This is a genomic window from Paenibacillus antarcticus (assembly GCF_001637225.1).
Taxonomy (GTDB): domain Bacteria; phylum Bacillota; class Bacilli; order Paenibacillales; family Paenibacillaceae; genus Paenibacillus_AQ; species Paenibacillus_AQ antarcticus.
Genome location: NZ_LVJI01000001.1, coordinates 25,110 through 44,145 on the forward strand (window position 1 = coordinate 25,110; position 19,036 = coordinate 44,145).

16 protein-coding genes and 1 other annotated feature are annotated in these 19,036 nt (G+C 41.8%); all 16 genes read right to left on the bottom strand.

Features of this window, described 5'->3' with window-relative positions:
• Nucleotides 1-45: 45 nt before the first annotated feature.
• Nucleotides 46-321, bottom strand: a binding site (T-box leader).
• Nucleotides 322-442: 121 nt separating this feature from the next.
• Complete coding sequence (locus PBAT_RS24565) at nucleotides 443-1,612, bottom strand: LysM peptidoglycan-binding domain-containing protein (protein ID WP_068645740.1); 1,170 nt, start codon at nucleotides 1,610-1,612, stop codon at nucleotides 443-445.
• Nucleotides 1,613-1,740: 128 nt separating this feature from the next.
• The gene (locus tag PBAT_RS00135; protein ID WP_068645741.1) at nucleotides 1,741-2,640 is read right to left on the bottom strand and encodes an RluA family pseudouridine synthase; all 900 of its coding nucleotides are present in this window, start codon (nucleotides 2,638-2,640) and stop codon (nucleotides 1,741-1,743) included.
• Nucleotides 2,637-3,938 carry a glutamate-1-semialdehyde 2,1-aminomutase gene (hemL, locus tag PBAT_RS00140; RefSeq protein ID WP_188016972.1) on the bottom strand — a complete coding sequence of 434 codons (1,302 nt, stop codon included), beginning with the start codon at nucleotides 3,936-3,938 and terminating at the stop codon, nucleotides 2,637-2,639. The genes PBAT_RS00135 and hemL overlap by 4 nt, the downstream gene beginning before the upstream one ends.
• A 27-nt stretch (nucleotides 3,939-3,965) precedes the next feature.
• The gene (gene hemB / locus PBAT_RS00145; RefSeq protein WP_068645742.1) at nucleotides 3,966-4,967 is read right to left on the bottom strand and encodes a porphobilinogen synthase; all 1,002 of its coding nucleotides are present in this window, start codon (nucleotides 4,965-4,967) and stop codon (nucleotides 3,966-3,968) included.
• Between the two features lie 160 nt (nucleotides 4,968-5,127).
• Complete coding sequence (gene cobA, locus PBAT_RS00150; protein WP_068646319.1) at nucleotides 5,128-6,660, bottom strand: uroporphyrinogen-III C-methyltransferase; 1,533 nt, start codon at nucleotides 6,658-6,660, stop codon at nucleotides 5,128-5,130.
• Between the two features lie 13 nt (nucleotides 6,661-6,673).
• Nucleotides 6,674-7,630, bottom strand: a complete 957-nt coding sequence (gene hemC, locus PBAT_RS00155; RefSeq protein ID WP_068645743.1) for a hydroxymethylbilane synthase — start codon at nucleotides 7,628-7,630, stop codon at nucleotides 6,674-6,676.
• Nucleotides 7,631-7,633: 3 nt separating this feature from the next.
• The gene (locus tag PBAT_RS00160; protein WP_169810065.1) at nucleotides 7,634-8,290 is read right to left on the bottom strand and encodes a precorrin-2 dehydrogenase/sirohydrochlorin ferrochelatase family protein; all 657 of its coding nucleotides are present in this window, start codon (nucleotides 8,288-8,290) and stop codon (nucleotides 7,634-7,636) included.
• The gene (gene ccsA / locus PBAT_RS00165; RefSeq protein WP_068645744.1) at nucleotides 8,287-9,114 is read right to left on the bottom strand and encodes a cytochrome c biogenesis protein CcsA; all 828 of its coding nucleotides are present in this window, start codon (nucleotides 9,112-9,114) and stop codon (nucleotides 8,287-8,289) included. Before ccsA ends, PBAT_RS00160 begins: the two co-directional genes overlap by 4 nt.
• Nucleotides 9,115-9,130: 16 nt before the next feature.
• Nucleotides 9,131-10,525: a glutamyl-tRNA reductase gene (gene hemA / locus PBAT_RS00170; RefSeq protein WP_068645745.1), complete on the bottom strand. Its 1,395-nt coding sequence runs from the start codon at nucleotides 10,523-10,525 to the stop codon at nucleotides 9,131-9,133.
• A gap of 208 nt (nucleotides 10,526-10,733) precedes the next feature.
• Nucleotides 10,734-11,255 carry a hypothetical protein gene (locus tag PBAT_RS00175; RefSeq protein WP_068645746.1) on the bottom strand — a complete coding sequence of 174 codons (522 nt, stop codon included), beginning with the start codon at nucleotides 11,253-11,255 and terminating at the stop codon, nucleotides 10,734-10,736.
• Between the two features lie 109 nt (nucleotides 11,256-11,364).
• Entirely contained in the window at nucleotides 11,365-11,766 is a 402-nt protein-coding gene (gene speD / locus PBAT_RS00180) for an adenosylmethionine decarboxylase (protein ID WP_068594264.1), read from the bottom strand.
• 277 nt (nucleotides 11,767-12,043) lie between these two features.
• A complete protein-coding gene (locus PBAT_RS00185) occupies nucleotides 12,044-12,631 on the bottom strand; it encodes a non-ribosomal peptide synthetase module (RefSeq protein ID WP_068645747.1) in 588 nt (195 codons plus the stop codon).
• 209 nt (nucleotides 12,632-12,840) lie between these two features.
• Nucleotides 12,841-13,497: a ribosome biogenesis GTP-binding protein YihA/YsxC gene (yihA, locus tag PBAT_RS00190; RefSeq protein WP_068645748.1), complete on the bottom strand. Its 657-nt coding sequence runs from the start codon at nucleotides 13,495-13,497 to the stop codon at nucleotides 12,841-12,843.
• 17 nt (nucleotides 13,498-13,514) lie between these two features.
• Nucleotides 13,515-15,851: an endopeptidase La gene (lon, locus tag PBAT_RS00195; RefSeq protein ID WP_068645749.1), complete on the bottom strand. Its 2,337-nt coding sequence runs from the start codon at nucleotides 15,849-15,851 to the stop codon at nucleotides 13,515-13,517.
• A gap of 88 nt (nucleotides 15,852-15,939) precedes the next feature.
• Nucleotides 15,940-17,676 carry an ATP-dependent protease LonB gene (gene lonB / locus PBAT_RS00200; protein ID WP_068645750.1) on the bottom strand — a complete coding sequence of 579 codons (1,737 nt, stop codon included), beginning with the start codon at nucleotides 17,674-17,676 and terminating at the stop codon, nucleotides 15,940-15,942.
• Between the two features lie 217 nt (nucleotides 17,677-17,893).
• Nucleotides 17,894-19,000, bottom strand: coding sequence for a flavodoxin-dependent (E)-4-hydroxy-3-methylbut-2-enyl-diphosphate synthase (ispG, locus tag PBAT_RS00205; protein WP_068645751.1), 1,107 nt, complete (start codon nucleotides 18,998-19,000; stop codon nucleotides 17,894-17,896).
• Between the last annotated feature and the right edge of the window lie 36 nt (nucleotides 19,001-19,036).

Sequence of the window (19,036 nt, forward strand, 5' to 3'; positions counted from 1 at the left end):
CATTACATCTTCAGAATATCTAAAAACACAAAAAACCTATCGCCCTCAAAGGACGAAAGGTTAACTTTCGCGGTACCACCTTTGTTTCGTGCATGCGGAATAATAAGCCCGTATACGAAGGACTTATTACCATACAAATCACGACACTCATACAGATAACGGCTGCTACCGGCCATATTCTAATCATGAGGATAATCCTCAAGGGTTCAAAAAGGCAACTCCAGGGTGACTTTCGTTTGGCTGCATCCTGCGGAATCTTCCAGCTTACAATTCCGCTCTCTGAAGGGCATACCAACTACTCTTCCCGTTCACAGTTTATTGTTAAATATTCTATAGTTATAATAACGTTCCTATGGCTCGTAGTCAACTTCCTATCCATCTAAAAACCCCCGTACATGAGGAAATGTACGGGGTTCATACTAATTAGAACGAATAAAACATGTTAAGGAATGTAAAGAATTTGTCCTTCTTCGATAGTCTGCTCTGACAATCGATTATACAGCAGTAGTTCTCTAGGACTCAATTGGTAACGATCTGCAATAAGATCAAGCGTCTCTTCTCTTTGTACGATACATAGACGGACCTTACTGAATGGTGTTCTCTCAGATGAACCACCAAGGAAAAGGCTCTTCCACTGAACATCTTCATTAGTCAAATGCTCATGATTTATTTCCTGCGCAATGAGCTGTTCCTCTTGCGCTTGCTGTTCCTGATCCCTTTGCGTTCGTAATCGACTAGACGTCAGTATTGAAGATAAGCCCACGTTATCTTGCGTAGTAGCTGGCACTTCTCTTTTACTTCCTAAGCCGATTCTAAGCTCCGATTTCTCTTCGTCTTGGACGACTTCAGGAGATGTAACAACTGGAGATAACTCTTCCTCTAACAAATCTAACGTGGAGTGTTCATTCTCATCGTGCGAAATAGGCTCGACAACAATTTCATTCACCGCAAAATGTTCCTTGGTATCTTTCAGTCCAATATTCCACACATTAGAGTGGTCTTTCTGACGGGCAGTTTCATCCTCCGTATGTAACAACGGTGTATGAATACCGTCAGTGCCATAACCATCTTGATCACCAAAACCAACAGAATCACTTATTCCAAATGTGTGCTCGTCTGACAACTCCAAATTCGTATAAGCTACATCTTCTACCGAAGGTCGAGGAGACTCATTGTAATCCAACTGCTGATCTGGTGAATGAACTACAGTGAAATCTTCCGCATTCCAGGATGACGTATCATTTGCGAAAGATTCAATACCACGCAAAGATAACACACCTGTAATGTTAAGACTCCTCTCGGACAATAGATCCACGTCGAAATTTTCAATTTCAACACCAATCTCATCCAAAGAAGTTACACGGTTAAGCGGAACGGTTATTTCAACGGGAATATAATGTTCTAACCGTTGGGATGCATTCTCCTCACCTTCACCTCTGTACAAACCCGTTAGTATCAAATGACCTCGGAGTGCAGCTTGATCTTCCTGGCTAATTACCTGGATATACGGTAATAACTCAATCTCTTCAAGCTCCGCAATTCCAGCCACTTCTTCTGACAGTTGAATGCGTTCATAAATATCAAAGCGCAAACCGTAGGACTGGTCAAACACAGGTAACGTCCTCCTTTCGGCATATTATAACCATGAGTTCACTCACGGCATGAGCCCATTTTTCTTAACTCATTTTATCTATATGCGTCAAAAGGTAGAGCATGCCTCTTTTACCATTATCCTTTGGATTACGTTCGTAGAATATTCTGTAAATCAATAAGATCTGTAGGCCACGGATCAGCAACTTCAATGTATTCTCTCGTAAAAGGATGACTGAAACATAACCGTTCTCCGTGAAGAGCTTGCCTTCCAATGAGTCCAATACTACCTTCATACAATAAATCACCTAACAAAGGATGACCCAAATGATTCATATGAACACGTATTTGATGCGTACGACCTGTATCCAATTCAAGATGAACTAGAGTTACTCCTGTATATCTCTCTTCCACACGTACACGAGTAATAGCAGATTGCCCTGTAGGAGAGACACGCCTACGCTGAGCATGGTGTCGATCCTTGCCGATGGGTAGATCAATCTCCGATAAACTGGAACTAACACTTCCCTCAACAAAGGCGATATATTTCCGTTCTATTTTCTTCATGCGCATGTCTTCATCCAGTTTCAGTTGAGCCCATTCATTCTTTGCATAAAGTACGGGGCCAGATGTATTCTGATCAAGTCTATGAATATGTCTGACTGCTGCCTCTTCGCCATTCACCTCATAGTGGGCGGCTACAATTTGATCGAGTGTAACTTCGCCTTTGCGACCATCCGGATGTATCGTCATTCCCGCTGGTTTGTGTACGACTAGACAGAAATCATCCTCATAGAGCACTTCAAGTTCCTGCCAGATCGAATCAATACCTAGGGAACGAGAAGGAAAAAGGGCTAGCCGTAGCCGAGCTCCACTCCATTGAATCTTTTTCTCATGTGTAAGTCGTCGTAATAACTTCTCGGGTATACCAACGATGTTATTTAACCATGCGATTGTCTCTAAATCACGGTCTTCAGCTTCAGCGATAGCTTTTCCGGGACTAAGTTCTATCCATTCCCCACGCCGCGTCCATTTAACTTGATGACTCATAGGGATTTAAGAGCGTTAAAATTCGCTTCAATCGTTAAATCAATATCTTCAACACTATGTGCAGCAGATACGAACATCCCCTCATATTGCGATGGAGCTACACTCACACCATTGTTAAGCATCGCTGCAAAATAACGACGGAACATATCTAAATTGCTACTCTTCGCAGTATCAAAGTTGGTTACCGGGTGATCCGTAAAGAATGGACATACCATAGAACCCACACGATTAATGGTTACTGGAACTCCGAGTTCTCTCGCATTTCGTTCAAAACCTACTTGTAATCGAGCAGCTCGTTCTTCTAATTGCGTGTATACTTCGGGTGTGAGTAACTTCAGTGTTGTAAACCCGGCTGCCATGGCCAACGGATTCCCACTAAGTGTGCCCGCTTGATAGATCGGACCTGATGGAGAAATCTGCTCCATAATTTCACGTTTACCACCATAGGCACCTACCGGCAATCCTCCACCAATGACTTTTCCAAGACAAGTTAGATCTGGCGTTATGCCAAATAATCCTTGAGCACATTCCCGGTCCACTCGGAACCCAGTCATAACTTCATCAAATATAAGTAAACTACCATATTTCGTAGTTAGATCGCGTAGTCCTTGTAGAAATCCTGGTAGTGGAGGTACAACCCCCATATTACCCGCAATTGGTTCCACAATGACACATGCAAGATCTTCACCGAAACGTTCGAATGCCACTTTAGCAGATTCAAGATCATTATAAGGAACCGTAATGGTGTTTGACGCAACGCCCTCTGGCACACCAGGACTATCCGGTAATCCTAGAGTGGCTACACCAGATCCTGCTTTGATCAATAGACTATCTGCGTGTCCGTGATAGGAACCTTCAAATTTCAAAATTTTGCTTCTGCCTGTCACACCACGAGCAAGGCGAATCGCACTCATCGTAGCTTCTGTCCCCGAATTAACCATACGTACGATATCGATCGAAGGAACTCTCTCACACACCGTCTTCGCCATCTCTGTCTCTATCAATGTTGGAGCACCAAAGCTCGTCCCTTTCAACGCGACTTCGCGAATGGCTGAGATCACTTCTGGATGGGCATGTCCCATAATCAAAGGTCCCCAAGAGCACACGTAATCAAGAAAACTATTGCCATCGATATCATAAATGCGAGAACCTTCTCCACGCTCCACATAAACCGGCGTTAATCCTACACTTTTAAATGCACGAACGGGGCTATTCACTCCCCCTGGAATATACTGCTTAGCTATTTCAAAGGCGGCTCTTGAAGCCTCTTCTTTACGATTCCCAGACAAATTGCTCATTCTCGCCACTCCTATCATTAGTGAAATCTATTTTTGAGTTAACCAACCAGCCATATCTTTAGCAAAGTAAGTGATAATAATATCTGCACCTGCACGTTTCATGCCTGTCAGCATTTCATGTACGATAGCTTTCTCATTAATCCAACCCTGTTGTGCAGCGGCCTTCACCATGGAATATTCACCACTAACGTTGTATGCAACCAAAGGAAGATCGAATTGATCCTTAATCATTCGGATAATATCTAAATAGGCTAGCGCTGGCTTCACCATCAGCATGTCAGCACCCTCTAGCACATCAGATTCAGCTTCTCTTAGCGCTTCTCTTGCATTTGCAGGGTCCATTTGATATGTTTTACGATCTCCGAATTGAGGAGCCGAGTCAGCCGCTTCTCGGAATGGGCCATAGAATGCAGATGAGTATTTCACAGAGTAGGACATGATAGGGATGTCTTTGAAACCCGCTTCATCAAGGCCTTCCCGAATCGCTTGTACAAACCCGTCCATCATATTAGAAGGTGCAATAATATCTGCCCCCGCTTTCGCTTGAGATACTGCGGTCTTAACTAGAAGGACAAGCGACTCATCGTTCAGAACGTCTCCATGAATATGACCATCATGCTCAAAAGTATGTACCATCCCACAATGCCCATGATCTGTGAACTCACACAGACACGTATCTGCAATAACTAACAATTCTGGATGCCAGCTTTTGATCAGACGCGTCGCTTCTTGTACGATACCATCATCTGCAAATCCAGAAGATCCAATACTGTCCTTTGTTGCTGGAATACCGAACAATAGAACTGCCGGAATCCCTAAAGAAGCAATGTGATCCACTTCCTCCTTCAACGTATCCAAGGAGAAATGATAGACGCCAGGCATAGATGAAATTTCATTCTTCACATTCGTTCCATGCGTCACAAATATAGGTTGTACTAAGTCCTGTACATTTAAAACAGTCTCCCGTACCATATTGCGAATACCTACAGATTGACGTAAGCGACGATGCCGTACTAATGGAAAGCTCATAGTTGTTGACCTCCTAAAATTTTTCGAGCGTAAGCTTCTTGAAGGGTCATCGAGAAAAACACTTCGGAAGCATGGGTTTAAATTATTCAAGCATGAAATTCTTAATCATAAACAATCCGCTACCGTAGCGGTCATGCTACACAGGAGAGATAACTACTTCTCAAGCATTCCAACCACATAACGAATTCACCAGACTATCAATCGTAGCTTCTTCCGCAATTCGGCCTACTGTTAGTCCCGCATCCTTTGCGGTCTTAGCTGTAATCTCCCCAATGCAGAAGGTTTCAACACCTTCCAAATGTTTAATAGGGTCAGGAATACCCATACGTTTCATAATGGCAAGAAGATTGGTTACCGTTGAAGAACTAGTAAAAGTAATAGCATGAATGCCGCTTTCATTGAACATTCTTAATAATTCATCATCTTCTTCACCCGTAATAACCGTGTGATATGTCACTGTATTTGTAACATCAAGCCCCATCTCCGTAAGCTTCTCCGGAAGCCACATTCTTCCCTTATCCCCTCGCGGTAGCAGAACCTTTTGTCCTGCCTCCAATCGAGTACCCAACATCTCAATTATTCCTTCTGCTTGGAATCTCTCAGGGAGTTGTTCAGGCATGATTGAACGCAACTTTAAAGCCTCAGCCGTTGCTGGGCCCACAGCTACAATTTTAGCGCGATGTAACGAACGAATATCAAGTCTTTGCTCTTGTAAATGCTGAAAGAAAAACTCCACACCATTCACACTCGTAAAGAAAATCCAATCATAACTCTCTAATTCAGAAAATGACTTTTCTATATTTAACATTTCTATAGGATCCGATGGTTTTATAGTCTCAATGACTGGGAACTCATAGGATTCCCCACCTAATTCTTCAATTCTACTGGCTAGCTCGCTTGCCTGTGAACGGGCGCGGGTCACGAGTATACGTTTGCCAAAGAGTGGCATGTATTCAGCCCACATTATCTTTTCTCGCTGCAATACTACGTCACCCACAACGATAACGGCAGGCGCCTGGAAATTCGCTGCTTTTACTTTATCTTCAATATCCTCAAGTGACCCAGTCAGTGTCTCCTGCTCTGCTCGAGTACCCCATCGCACAAGTGCAACAGGGGTACTCGCTAGACGCCCATTCGTAATCAATTGCTGACTAATGTATCCTATCTTAGCAACCCCCATCAAAAAAATGAGTGTTCCTGTAGCATTCGCTAACTTGTCCCATTGAATCATTCGGTCCAGCTTATCAGGGCTCTCATGCCCTGTAATAACCGAAAATGAAGAAGCCATATCACGGTGAGTCACAGGTATACCTGCGTATGCTGGTACACTTATCGCCGAAGTTATACCCGGAATAATCTCATATCGTATTCCATTCTCCCTAAGTAGCTCGGCCTCCTCACCAACACGTCCAAAAACAGTTGGGTCCCCGCCCTTTAACCTAGTGACCGTTTTACCCTCCAAAGCAAAATCGACCAACAACTGATTAATCTCTTCTTGCTTCATCGTATGACGGTCTGGAAGTTTACCGACATAGACCTTCTGCGCACCAGGTCGCATGGATTGTAATAACCTCGGATTTGCCAAACGATCATACACCACTACATCTGCTTTTTTAATACATTGCAATCCCTTGACTGTAATCAGACCAGCATCTCCCGGCCCTGCCCCAACAAGATATACTTTCCCTTCGATTAACGACATTACGTTATCCCCTAACTTGTGCCAATATATTCTCCGCTCCTTGAGCAATTAATCGATCTGCAACTTCTAGTCCAAGCTTCTCGGGATGTATTCCTGTTACAGTCTCTTTTAAAATGATATCCCCATCTGGAGAACCCACCATACCTGTTAATTGTATAACTTTGGGACCAGTTTGGGAATGATCAGATGGATCGTTCACCCACACCGCATGTGCACCAATCGGAACTTGGCATCCACCATTGAGCGCACTTAGAAACGTTCGCTCAGCCGCTACCGTTAGAGAAGTAAGCTCATCATTATAAAGTGAAAGAAGCTTACGCAGGTCATGATCATCTTCACGACATTCAATGCCCAGTGCACCTTGCCCTACCGCTGGAAGACATACATCTACGGAAAGATATGATGTGACACGATCTTCCCAACCCATACGATATAGACCAGCTGCAGCAAGGAGGATAGCATCGAATTCTCCGTTCTCAAGTTTCCGTAGACGTGAATCAATATTGCCTCGAATAAATTCTAATTGTAAATCTGGACGATATGCCTTTAGCTGACTAGAACGTCGTAAACTACTTGTACCCACCTTAGCTCCTTGAGGTAATTGATCTAAATTCAGTCCTCCTATAGAGATGAGACAATCACGTGAATCTACACGAACTGGGACAGCACCATTGATTAGGCCATCCGGTAACTCTGAGGGCATATCTTTCATGCTATGTACGGCCATGTCGATTTCTTTATCAAGCATCGCCTGCTCAATCTCCTTAACAAATAAACCCTTACCGCCAACTTTCGAGAGCGTTACATCCAAAATACGATCGCCTTTCGTAACTATCTTTTTAACTTCGAATTGAAAATCAAATCCATGTTCAACACTAAGTTGCTGTAAATCTTCAATGACCTGTCCTGTTTGCGTTAAGGCCAGTACGCTTTGTCTGCTACCTACTATAATCGTCCGCATTCCTTAATCCTCCTCATTCTTCGCAATCCATAGGTGTATTTGAGTTTCACTCCAGGCCTTGAAGCGACCTTGTCTGATCTCCTCAAGAATCGGGTATTCTGTTAGTTTTCTTAATAACTTGTGGCGTTGCTTGGGTGAATTCACACTCTTCTTAATTTCTGCGCGCATGAGATAAAGGAAATCAAGATAAATCTCATATTCATCCCCATATTCCTCATTCAAAAGCTTACAAATATTCGTTGCTACTATAGGTCCTGCGCCTTCAGTCGATACAGCAATCGTAAGTCTTCCTCGCCTCATAACTGCGGGATTTAAAAATGTACTCGCCTCTGTATGACTTGCTACATTAACCAGAATCCCCTTCAAGTTAGCTTCCTCAGCTATTCGTTGATTCACCATCTCTTGATCTGTCGTAGCATGTACCATCCAGTATCCCTGCGTATCTCCGCCAGCAAATACTCTTCGTTCCCACATGATGCGGTTCGTTTCATATAAAGTGAATAACCCCTGTGAAAGTTCTGGACTAATGACAGTTACCATAGCTTTTGCTTCAAGGAGTGCTTGGGTCTTTCTTTCTGCAATCATTCCCCCACCAATAACAAGGCAGGGTCGACCTTCACAATCAAGCAATATCGGAATATAACCCGCCACAGCTCTCACACTCCCGTCCACCAATGAAAGTTAGACCATGAATTTAACAAGAGATTAATGACAATAAATACGTATCCAAATAACGCCCACCTAGACATCATGACACCTGAATTTTGTTTGGATCTTCTTTTAACAAAATAATAACTAAAAATACCAAGTCCTATGAAAGTTGTTACTACCTTAAAATCCAATAGCAACTCCAATCTTCCTTCAGAAACAATCGATAGTACCGCAACAATTAGCGACACGGCTAAAAGTGGAGTACCTACCGACATGCCATAGTAGGACATTCTATCCATCATTTCTAGACTTGGCAATCGTCTCATCGTGTCATTCCATTTCTTGTTCTTCAACTTCTTATGAAGGAATAAATACATAGCAGCAAATACGGCCGCCACTGTAAATGACACCACACTTAGATTGGCTAGGATAATGTGAAACACTAACAATCCGTGCACGCCTTGCCAATTGCTTAATGGATTATTGCTAAAGTCAAACCGCAAATGATTGAGGACAAGAACACAGAAACCTATCACACTAAATAATAGGATGGTAATCTCTGATTTCTGAAAGAAGCTCATCAATAACGAAGCCACTACAAGAATAAAAGCAAACATAAATAAGAAGTCATACAGGGTAACAACCGGTACAATGCGGTCCTGCCAAGTACGAATCCCTAATACGGTGAATTGTAATGCTAATACAATAATAAGAAGCCCTGTGCCCATCCGCTTCGCACTCGAATTGCGACGAATGCAATCCGAGAAAAAAAACAGAAGGCTCAGGGCATAAATATAAATGCCTGTATCATAAATATTGCTAACTAACGACATATTCATTCACCCGACTTTACAGGCTGGCCGGCATCAAGGATGCCTTAGAGAGAGATGACATGATCTCAGAAGATTTGCTTGACGCAGTTACAGCTGTTTTTTTGGAAGCAACCATTTGAACTTTATCATTACCTTGTTCATTCACCTGATCCTCTAACGCAAAAATCTGCGTAAAGAATTCCAATGCATCATTCCCTTGCTTCTCACCTGTCATTTCCTTAATTCGATTTATAGGATCATGCATCATTTGGTTCACAATACTTTTCGTTAATCGACGGATCACCTTACGTTGATGATCATCCAGTTCTGGGAGCTTATTAAACAGGCTTTCCATCGTATCTTCATGAATAGAGTTAGACTTTTCTTGGAGAGCTCGGATAACTGGTCTAATACCAAGTGTCTTCAACCAATGATGAAATTCGATAATCTCTTCCTTTATCATAATTTCAATTTTAACCGCTTCTCCACGACGCATTTCAAGATTACTCTCCACAATGCCTTCTAAATCATCAATATCGTATAGAAACACGTTATGAAGATCACCAATAACTGGATCTATGTCCCTTGGTACAGCAATATCTATTATAAAAAGTGGACGGGACTGCCTATTTTTCATACTTTCCTTCACCTGTGAAGACGTCAATACGTATTCTTTAGCCCCCGTCGAGCTAATCAGAATATCCACTTCATCCAAGCGGTCGATAGCCGTCTCAAGCGTACATGGTGTGCCGTTAAATTTAAGCGCTAACTCTTCTGCTCTTGACAGTGTACGGTTTGCCACAATAACTTCATCAGCGCCATTGGCATACAAGTGTTTCACTGTTAATTCACTCATTTTACCGGCACCGAGAATTAACACCTTCTTATCAGTAAACAGACCAAAAATCCGCTTGCCCAGTTCTACTGCAGCATAACTTATGGATACTGCACTTTCTCCAATAGTTGTCTCCGAATGAACTCTTTTGCCCAGCGTAACCGCTTGTTTAAATAACATATTGAACCAAACACCTGTAGCATTATTCTCTTGAGACTGTAGAAAAGCATTACGGACTTGGCCTAATATTTGTGTTTCTCCAAGAACCATTGAGTCTAAACTACATGTCACCCGGAACAAATGAGAAATCGCCTGTTCATCTTCATAAATATATAGATGACTCGTAAATTCTTCACGTGAAATACCGAACCATTGCTCCATAAAACTACGTATAAAGTAGCCACACATGTGTAATCGATCAACGACTACATAAATTTCTGTGCGATTGCAAGTTGCAACAATAACGCCCTCTAAAACACTCTTAGTTAGCTTCAAATGTCGCAAGGCTTCTGGTAAATCCTTATCTGCGAATGTAAATTTCTCTCTCACTTCCACAGGCGCCGTGCGATAATTTAATCCTACAACGACGATGTGCATTACGTTTGTCACCTGCCTCAACTAAAATGAGATCTCTGAAATATTATATCGAAATTTCAATCAATTAATTTTAAAATCAATATGTTAATTATATCACACTTGTTCAACTCGTCATGTCGATTTTATGACATGTTTATGAACCCACTTCTTATAACGTATTGTTAGTAGTATCTTCTGTATCTATACGTCTCATGCTAAACCCACTTTACTATTTCAAAATAAGCTCGTCTAATTGCTTCCCCAACTGAGCTAATTGACCAGACTGCGTTGACACAATTTGATTATTACTATTTACAAGAAGACTGTAAATGGGCAATACTTCGGAGAACTTGGTGCTAAACTCGACTAATAGATCACGTTCCTTTTGACTAAGCGGACGTTCTCCACCGATCTGCCAACTAGTAATCATATTAACCAATTCACCTATTGCTGGCAAGGTTTTCAGTTCATTCTTTCCAAATGCCTTAACCATACGTTCATGACCAAAATTAGCAGCATAAGCAGCTAATTTAAGCCCAGCTAACTGTCCTGTTGCATTCATATGAACAGCCTCCATCAAGGATGAATTTAATATCTCCATCTGAAAATCAGCAACCTCAAACAGCATTTGACTTGCATTCATTTTTTCCTCATTTGGTTTTAACATCTGATAACCCTGATAGAGCAGACTTCCAACTAATAACAATATCACACAAAGGAATAAGATATCCTTATTCTTTCTACGTTTCAAACATAACGCCCCCTTGTCTCATGAATACCTATGTAACAGTCTATGGGCATATAAAAAACAAATGACCATGGAATCTCCATGGTCATTGTATATAAGAATTATAGTGACGTTATTTTACGAGCTCGAGCGGTTGCATTTCGGGTGTTTCTACCGTCATTTCTCCTAAACCACGCACAAGCTTTTTAGCATAAGTTTTTTCCGGTTTCAATACGGATACCAGGTAATCAATAGCTAATTGTGGATCTACTGTCTCCCCGCAGGTATAACAGTCAATAGCTGCAAAACCTCTCTCAGGGTAAGTATGAATCGAGAGATGACTTTCTGATAACAATACTAGTACAGTAGCACCTTGTGGCTCAAACTGCTTAGATTGCACGGACATTACCGTCGCCCCACATGCCTCCGCAGCCTCCACCATTTGATTCTGCAGAAATTCTGCACTGTTAAGCATTCCAAAATCGACACCCCAAGCATCTACAGCAACGTGTCTTCCGAAAGTCGAATATTCCATCCTTCGGTTTCCCCCTTCCTAGGAATAAAATGTTTGAAAAATTTCATCCGCTAGGACCTACGTCATTCACTTCTCGAGGGAATAATCTCTCGTAACATAATGTCCTGAGTGAATCCTGGTTCCTAATATTCTTTTCAACGAGATTAAAAATAACATCTATTGGTATTAATTGCAATACCTTTTTTAAGAATTTCAAATTTATTATTTCTGCTGACATAAAAAAAAAGGAACTCTTTTCAGTGAATCGAAAAAGTCCCTTTTATAATTAATAATTATATCAAGCTTCCATCGCAAACCATTTTGCTGTACCCAATCGAAGCTTCTCATCAATAAAAGTAATATCATTATGACTAAGCGCTTTATTCCGTTGATCAAGCCAAAAATTAATGTCTTCATATGTCATGGAAATTTCTTCTTCAACGCCTGTTTTCTGAAACAATTGTTCCAAGTCAGTCACCGTTTGTTTATGTTCAAATACTAACCGGCTACCTTCAGAAGTGATTTCTTCAATTCTTTGAACTGATCCATGCACATAATAATACATCATTGTGAATCCTTGATAAATACGATTAACTATTCCATCACCTTTATAAGTCATGAATAACTTACGTACCGCATCTACCAATCGAGGGTTCACCAAGCGGCATGACAACTCACAGAGGTATACACCATCCTTGCATACAATAGGTAAATGAACTTCCTCCCCACTCACATCCTCGAGTACAATTTCTTGTTCTCCGCTTCCTAACACTTTTACTTTAGGATGTATATGCAAGTGTTCTATCGAATTCAGAAACTGATTCATTTGAAGTTCTGTTAATTGTAAACTGGCTTTTACATATTCTGTGGCTAACCGCTGAGCCATAAAAATCTCCTCAATTCTTTGTCTCAATACTTAATATTATTATACAGCACAAATATAATAAATTTCTTGTTAACAAATCATTGATTTTCCACCATATTTCATAAAAAAACCGCATTAATCCCGATTATATTGTGAATATCATATAGGATGCTCACTTTCATAGCTAAAAAACGCTGAATCTCTATGCTATCCAATGAAAAATATTAATTTTATAGTTCAGGAGCGCTTTCAGGTGAGCTCTCAAGAGAGTCTTCATATGAACTTTCATCATCTTCTATGGTAGTCTTTGTGTGAGCTTTAATGATGCCCCACAACTCATCTTTACCAAGTCCAGTCTCAGATGAGAATAAGACCATAGGATGATCAATTCTAAGACTCAAGCATTCTTTCATTTGCTTAATCTGTTTTGCCCAGCGACTACGTGGTATTTTATCCGCTTTCGTTGCAACAACACAGACTGGTAAATCATAATGCGATATCCAATCATACATAATCATATCGTCTTTGGATGGCGGATGCCGCAGATCTACAATGAGTAACAATAGCTTTAACGGATCTCTATCCAATAGATATCCTTCAATCATCGCACCCCAAGCCTGCCGTTGTGTTTTGGATACTTTGGCAAATCCATAGCCGGGAAAATCGACTAAATACAACTCATCGTTAATGCGATAATAATTTAATTGCTGGGTTTTACCTGGTGTAGAGCTTGTACGTGCTAAGTTCTTACGATTGATCATTTTGTTAATCAGTGACGACTTACCCACATTGGAACGCCCTGCCAGAGCAATCTCCGGCAAGGCGTCCTCCGGGTATTGACTAGCGCCAACAGCACTAATCACAAACTCGGATTTAGTTACTTTCATAATTTAATAATTCCTCTCTAGTTCACTCCCGTATGGTCCACAAGCGCATGTTGCAGAACCTGATCCATATGCGATACAGGTATAAATTCCACTTCATTCTTTATGCTGTCTGGAATCTCACTTAAATCCCGTTCATTATCTTTAGGGAGTAGAATTTTTTTGTAGCCTGCACGATGGGCGGCAAGTGATTTCTCTTTCAGTCCACCGATGGGTAATACACGTCCACGCAAGGTGATTTCACCTGTCATAGCCACATCCTTGGATACATGCCTCTTCGTTAAAGCAGATATTAAAGCAGTCGCAATAGTAATCCCTGCTGAAGGCCCATCCTTGGGGATAGCTCCTTCAGGAATATGAATGTGAATATCATTTTTCTCATGAAAATCAGCCTGAATACCTAACTCTTCTGATTTGGAACGAGTATAGCTAAAAGCCGCTTGTGCTGATTCTTTCATCACATCACCCAATTGGCCTGTTAACGTCAGTTTACCCGAACCTGGGACAACTGTCACCTCAATCATAAGAGTCTCCCCACCCACTTCCGTCCAAGCGAGCCCTGCTACCGTTCCAATTTGGTCCTCAAGATCAGCAACACCATGACGGAATTTAGCAATCCCTAGATGGTTTTTAACATCATCTGATGTTATTGAGATCTTAGATTCCTGTTGTGACACGATAATTTTGGCAGCTTTGCGACACAAAGCAGCAATTTGCTGTTCTAGATTACGAACACCAGATTCTCTCGTATATTCACGAATGACTTTAAGTAATGCCTCTTCTTCGATCAGTAATTGATCCGGCTCTAATCCGTGGTCACGCTTTTGCTTCGGAAGCAAGTAACGTTTAGCAATTTGCAACTTCTCAAGTTCAGTATATCCCGGAATATGAAGTACTTCCATACGATCTAAAAGAGGTCTTGGGATATTGTGTATAGCATTCGCTGTCGTAATAAACATGACTTGAGATAAGTCAAAAGGCATTTCAATAAAATGATCACTAAACGTATTATTCTGCTCTGGATCAAGTACTTCAAGTAAGGCTGAGGAAGGATCCCCTCTAAAATCTGCCGCCATTTTATCAATTTCATCTAGAAGGAATACCGGATTTAATGAACCGGCCGTTTTCATTCCCTGAACGATACGACCGGGCATAGCACCTACATACGTACGACGGTGCCCTCTAATCTCTGCTTCATCCCTTACACCACCCAATGACATACGCACAAATTGACGATCTAAGGATCGTGCAATCGAACGTGCTAGTGACGTTTTCCCGACACCAGGAGGACCAACTAGGCATAGAATAGGCCCCTTCATTTTTTTAACCAACTTTTGGACAGCTAGATACTCCAACACACGTTCCTTCGGTTTATCAAGGCCGTAATGATCCTCATTCAGAACATCTTCCGCCTTCTGAATATCAAGGTCATCATCCGTCTGATTAGACCAAGGTAGACTTAATAACCAATCCACATAATTACGGATCACTCCACCTTCTGCAGAACTTGTTGGCATTTTCTCGAGTCGGTCAATTTCTTTCTCAACTTTCTCGTGTACCTTTTCCGGAAGGTCCTTTTCCTCTAACTGCCCACGAAGGTCATCCACTTCGCCAGCCCGACCTTCCTTCTCGCCTAATTCTTTTTGTATCGCCTTCATTTGTTCACGTAGGTAATATTCCTTTTGGGTTTTTTCCATCTGTTTCTTAACCCGCTGGCTTATTTTACGCTCCAATTCAAGTACTTCACGTTCATTGTTTAGAATATCAAGTAATTTCTCGAGCCGCTTTCGAACATCAATCGTCTCTAATATTTCTTGTTTATCTTTAATCTTCAGTGTCAAATGACTCGTAATAACGTCTGATAGACGACCAGGTTCTTCAATATCTGAAACCGCATCTAATGTCTCTGGAGTAACTTTCTTTGACAAATTAATATAATGCTCGAATTGACTGAGCACGGTACGCATCAAAGCATTTATCTCAGGATCATCATTCTGCTGCTCGGGAAGTTCACGAGCAATAACCTCGTAATACTCTTCGTTATCTGTATACTGAAGAACTTCCGCTCGCTCCATCCCTTCTATTAACACACGAATGGTTCCATTCGGAAGTTTCAACATTTGTCTCACTTTTGCCACTGTACCAATTCGAAATATATCGTCTTGTGTTGGTTCTTCAATGTTCACTTCAGACTGAGAACAAAGGAGAATCAAGTTATCTTCTATCATAGCTTTCTCCAAAGCCTTGACCGATTTCTCGCGACCCACATCGAGATGAAGCACCATGCTTGGGTATACAAGAAGTCCTCTCAAAGGCAATAACGGAAAACGACGACCTTTGGGTTTACTAGTACCCATCGCTTTCGCACCTCCAGTTGCTCTCTTTAGGTTATGCATCTTATATATTTTAGCAAAAAACAACTTGAAACACCAATAAACCGCTGTATTAAAAGCTTCCCGAATCGGTTACTTGACCAGGTCGAACTAATTTAGCATGTAGATACGATGAAGGGACTTCTGCAAATCCATCCGCCATCTCAGGCAGTAATGTTTCTTGCAAATTGTTTACCAACTCTTTACCGAATACATGCTGAAATACTTCCTGAATCGATTCTACTGGAATAACTTGCAATCCATTTAGATCCGCAAATAGGGACTGCCAATTTTCCTTAGGTATTATGACGGTTGTTGCACCCGCTTGAAATGCAGCTTCAACTTTGGCAATAACGCCTCCAATCGGCTTTACCTTTCCATGAATACTAATCTCACCGGTCATGGCGATACGATGATCAATAGGAATACGTTTCACGGCTGACACGATAGCAGTAGCCATCGCTATACCAGCAGAAGGCCCATCGATTGGCGTGCCCCCTGGAAAGTTAATATGCAGTTGATAATCACTTGAATCAAGCCCCATCAAACGAAGAACGGTAAGGACGTTCTCAACAGATCCTTTAGCCATACTTTTACGACGGATCGTTCGTGAACCCCCTCCAATTTCTTCCTCTTCTACGACCCCGGTGACATTAAATGTCCCTTGTCCTTTAGGGACTTGCGTTGCAGATACTTCAATTTCCAGTAAAGTTCCCATATTCGGTCCATAGACGGCAAGCCCATTAACTACGCCGATCTGAGGATACATGGCAACTTTTTGTTCTGGACGAGGTTGAAGTTGGCTACTGTTGGCAACCCACTCCACATCTGAGGCGTCCAAAGAATCTCTCTTCTCCGTCAGAGCTAATCCAGCAGCGAGTTGAATAATATTAACTGCCTCTCTTCCGTTCGTAGCATATTGTTTCACTACTTCTACAGCCGATGGACACGGCGTAAGACCAATTTTCTGGATAGCATCTTCTGCAATCCTTCCAATCTCTTCAGCTAACAAAGGTCGGAAATAAATCTCCATACAACGGGACCGTAGCGCTGGAGGGATTTCATGTGGGGAACGAGTCGTTGCCCCGACAAGCCGAAAATCTGCCGGCAATCCATTTTGAAAAATATCATGAATGTATGCTGGCGTATTATTGTCCTCAGAGTTATAGTATGCGCTCTCTAAGAGAACCTTGCGGTCTTCCAGTACCTTTAACAATTTATTTAATTGAATGGAATGCAATTCACCAATTTCATCAATAAAAAGAATACCACCATGTGCCTTAGTCACTGCTCCTGGTTTAGGCTGAGGAATACCTGCAACACCCATAGACCCTGCCCCTTGGTATATTGGATCATGAACGGACCCAATAAGAGGATCCGCAATCCCACGTTCATCAAAACGAGCCGTTGTTGCATCTATTTCAGTAAATTTAGATTCACTTTTAAAAGGAGATGCCGGATTCTTCTTAGCCTCCTGCATCACTACGCGTGCGGCAGCCGTCTTCCCTACCCCCGGTGGCCCATATATAATGACATGTTGCGGGTTAGCACTGCATAACGCAGCCTTTAAGGCACGCAATCCATCCTTTTGCCCTACGATATCCTCTATCGATTGAGGCCGGGTTTTCTCTGCAAGAGGTTTGGTTAGAGAAATAGACCGTAGTTTCCGTAATTTCTCCAGCTCTTTCCTCGACTCTCTGTCGACCGCAGTACGATTGGTCTTCTGACCACGCAATAGATTCCAGAAGTAAATTCCGATTACAATACCAAAGAACAATTGAACTAGCATAAATATCATAGTAAAATTCATGGCCATCCTCCCATTTCTTTTTCTATCGTTAGGTTAATACTTGATAGTATTGCCTTTTCCTCATTCAATAAACGCAAAATATTATGAATTTCAAAAGGAGCCATCCGATATGGGTAGCATGCGTTCATAACAGCTATGGCTATCGTTCTATTGTCACATCAAAAAAAACTGCAAGCCAATGACTTCTGGCTTGCAGTTTTTCATAAATTCAATATTATTATTGATGTTGATGATTGCGTCCCGGGATTTCTCCTGTTGCTTCAAACACTTCAACAATATGATCAATTTCTTTCTTCAATTCACTAACTAGATCAGCCTCAGGAACCTTACGGATCATCTCTCCATAACGGAAGAGCATTCCTTCTCCACGAGCACCAGCGATACCGATATCGGCCTCACGTGCTTCACCCGGACCATTTACGGCACAACCAAGTACAGATACCTTAATAGGTACCTTCAAGTTGGAAATGTACTCTTCAACTTCATTAGCAATAGAGAATAAATCAATGTCTAGTCTTCCACAAGTAGGGCAAGAAATCAGAGTTGGTGCATTAGAGATTAGACCGAAGCATTTCAAGATCTCTCGAGCCACCTTAACTTCCTCTACCGGATCCGCACTAAGGGATATCCGTAGCGTGTTCCCAATACCAAGAGAAAGTAGAGCACCAATCCCTGCAGAACTCTTAATTGTACCCGAGAACAATGTTCCCGCTTCGGTAATACCCAAATGTAATGGATATGGGATGACCTCTGCTGCCTTACGATAAGCTTCAATCGCCATAGGCACGTCTGAGGCCTTTAGAGATACGATAATATCGTGGAAGTCTAACTCTTCTAATATTCCGATATGAAAGAGCGCACTCTCAACCATAGCATCCGGCGTTGGATAACCGTATTTCTCAAGTAAATGATTCTCTAAAGAACCCGCATTAACGCCGATACGAATTGGAATTCCACGCGCTTTACAAGCTTTAACAACCTCTTCCACTTTCGAACGTCGTCCAATATTACCTGGATTTATTCGAACCTTATCAATCCCGTTCTCAATAGCCAGCAAAGCTAATCTATAATCAAAATGAATATCCGCAACAAGCGGAATATGAATCCGTTTCTTAATTTCCTTAATCGCAGCAGCAGCTTCCTCATTGTTAACGGTAACACGTACCATTTGGCAGCCCGCTTCTTCTAAACGTAATATCTCAGCTACTGTAGCTTCAACATCAGCAGTCTTCGTCGTACACATGCTTTGAATAATAACATCGTTATTTCCACCTATAGTTAGATCTCCAACTTTGACAGGACGTGTGTCTTTTCTCGAAAACATGGTTAACCTCCCTTATAACGCTAAAACTCCACTCCT

Bases quoted from the DNA above. Each gene is read 5' to 3' on its own strand.
- PBAT_RS00135 (WP_068645741.1), bottom strand. From the start codon at position 2,640: ATGAGTCATCAAGTTAAATGGACGCGGCGTGGGGAATGGATAGAACTT.
- hemL (WP_188016972.1), bottom strand. From the start codon at position 3,938: ATGAGCAATTTGTCTGGGAATCGTAAAGAAGAGGCTTCAAGAGCCGCC.
- hemB (WP_068645742.1), bottom strand. From the start codon at position 4,967: ATGAGCTTTCCATTAGTACGGCATCGTCGCTTACGTCAATCTGTAGGT.
- hemC (WP_068645743.1), bottom strand. From the start codon at position 7,630: ATGCGGACGATTATAGTAGGTAGCAGACAAAGCGTACTGGCCTTAACG.
- ccsA (WP_068645744.1), bottom strand. From the start codon at position 9,114: ATGTCGTTAGTTAGCAATATTTATGATACAGGCATTTATATTTATGCC.
- hemA (WP_068645745.1), bottom strand. From the start codon at position 10,525: ATGCACATCGTCGTTGTAGGATTAAATTATCGCACGGCGCCTGTGGAA.
- speD (WP_068594264.1), bottom strand. From the start codon at position 11,766: ATGGAATATTCGACTTTCGGAAGACACGTTGCTGTAGATGCTTGGGGT.
- PBAT_RS00185 (WP_068645747.1), bottom strand. From the start codon at position 12,631: ATGGCTCAGCGGTTAGCCACAGAATATGTAAAAGCCAGTTTACAATTA.
- yihA (WP_068645748.1), bottom strand. From the start codon at position 13,497: ATGAAAGTAACTAAATCCGAGTTTGTGATTAGTGCTGTTGGCGCTAGT.
- lon (WP_068645749.1), bottom strand. From the start codon at position 15,851: ATGGGTACTAGTAAACCCAAAGGTCGTCGTTTTCCGTTATTGCCTTTG.
- lonB (WP_068645750.1), bottom strand. From the start codon at position 17,676: ATGAATTTTACTATGATATTTATGCTAGTTCAATTGTTCTTTGGTATT.
- ispG (WP_068645751.1), bottom strand. From the start codon at position 19,000: ATGTTTTCGAGAAAAGACACACGTCCTGTCAAAGTTGGAGATCTAACT.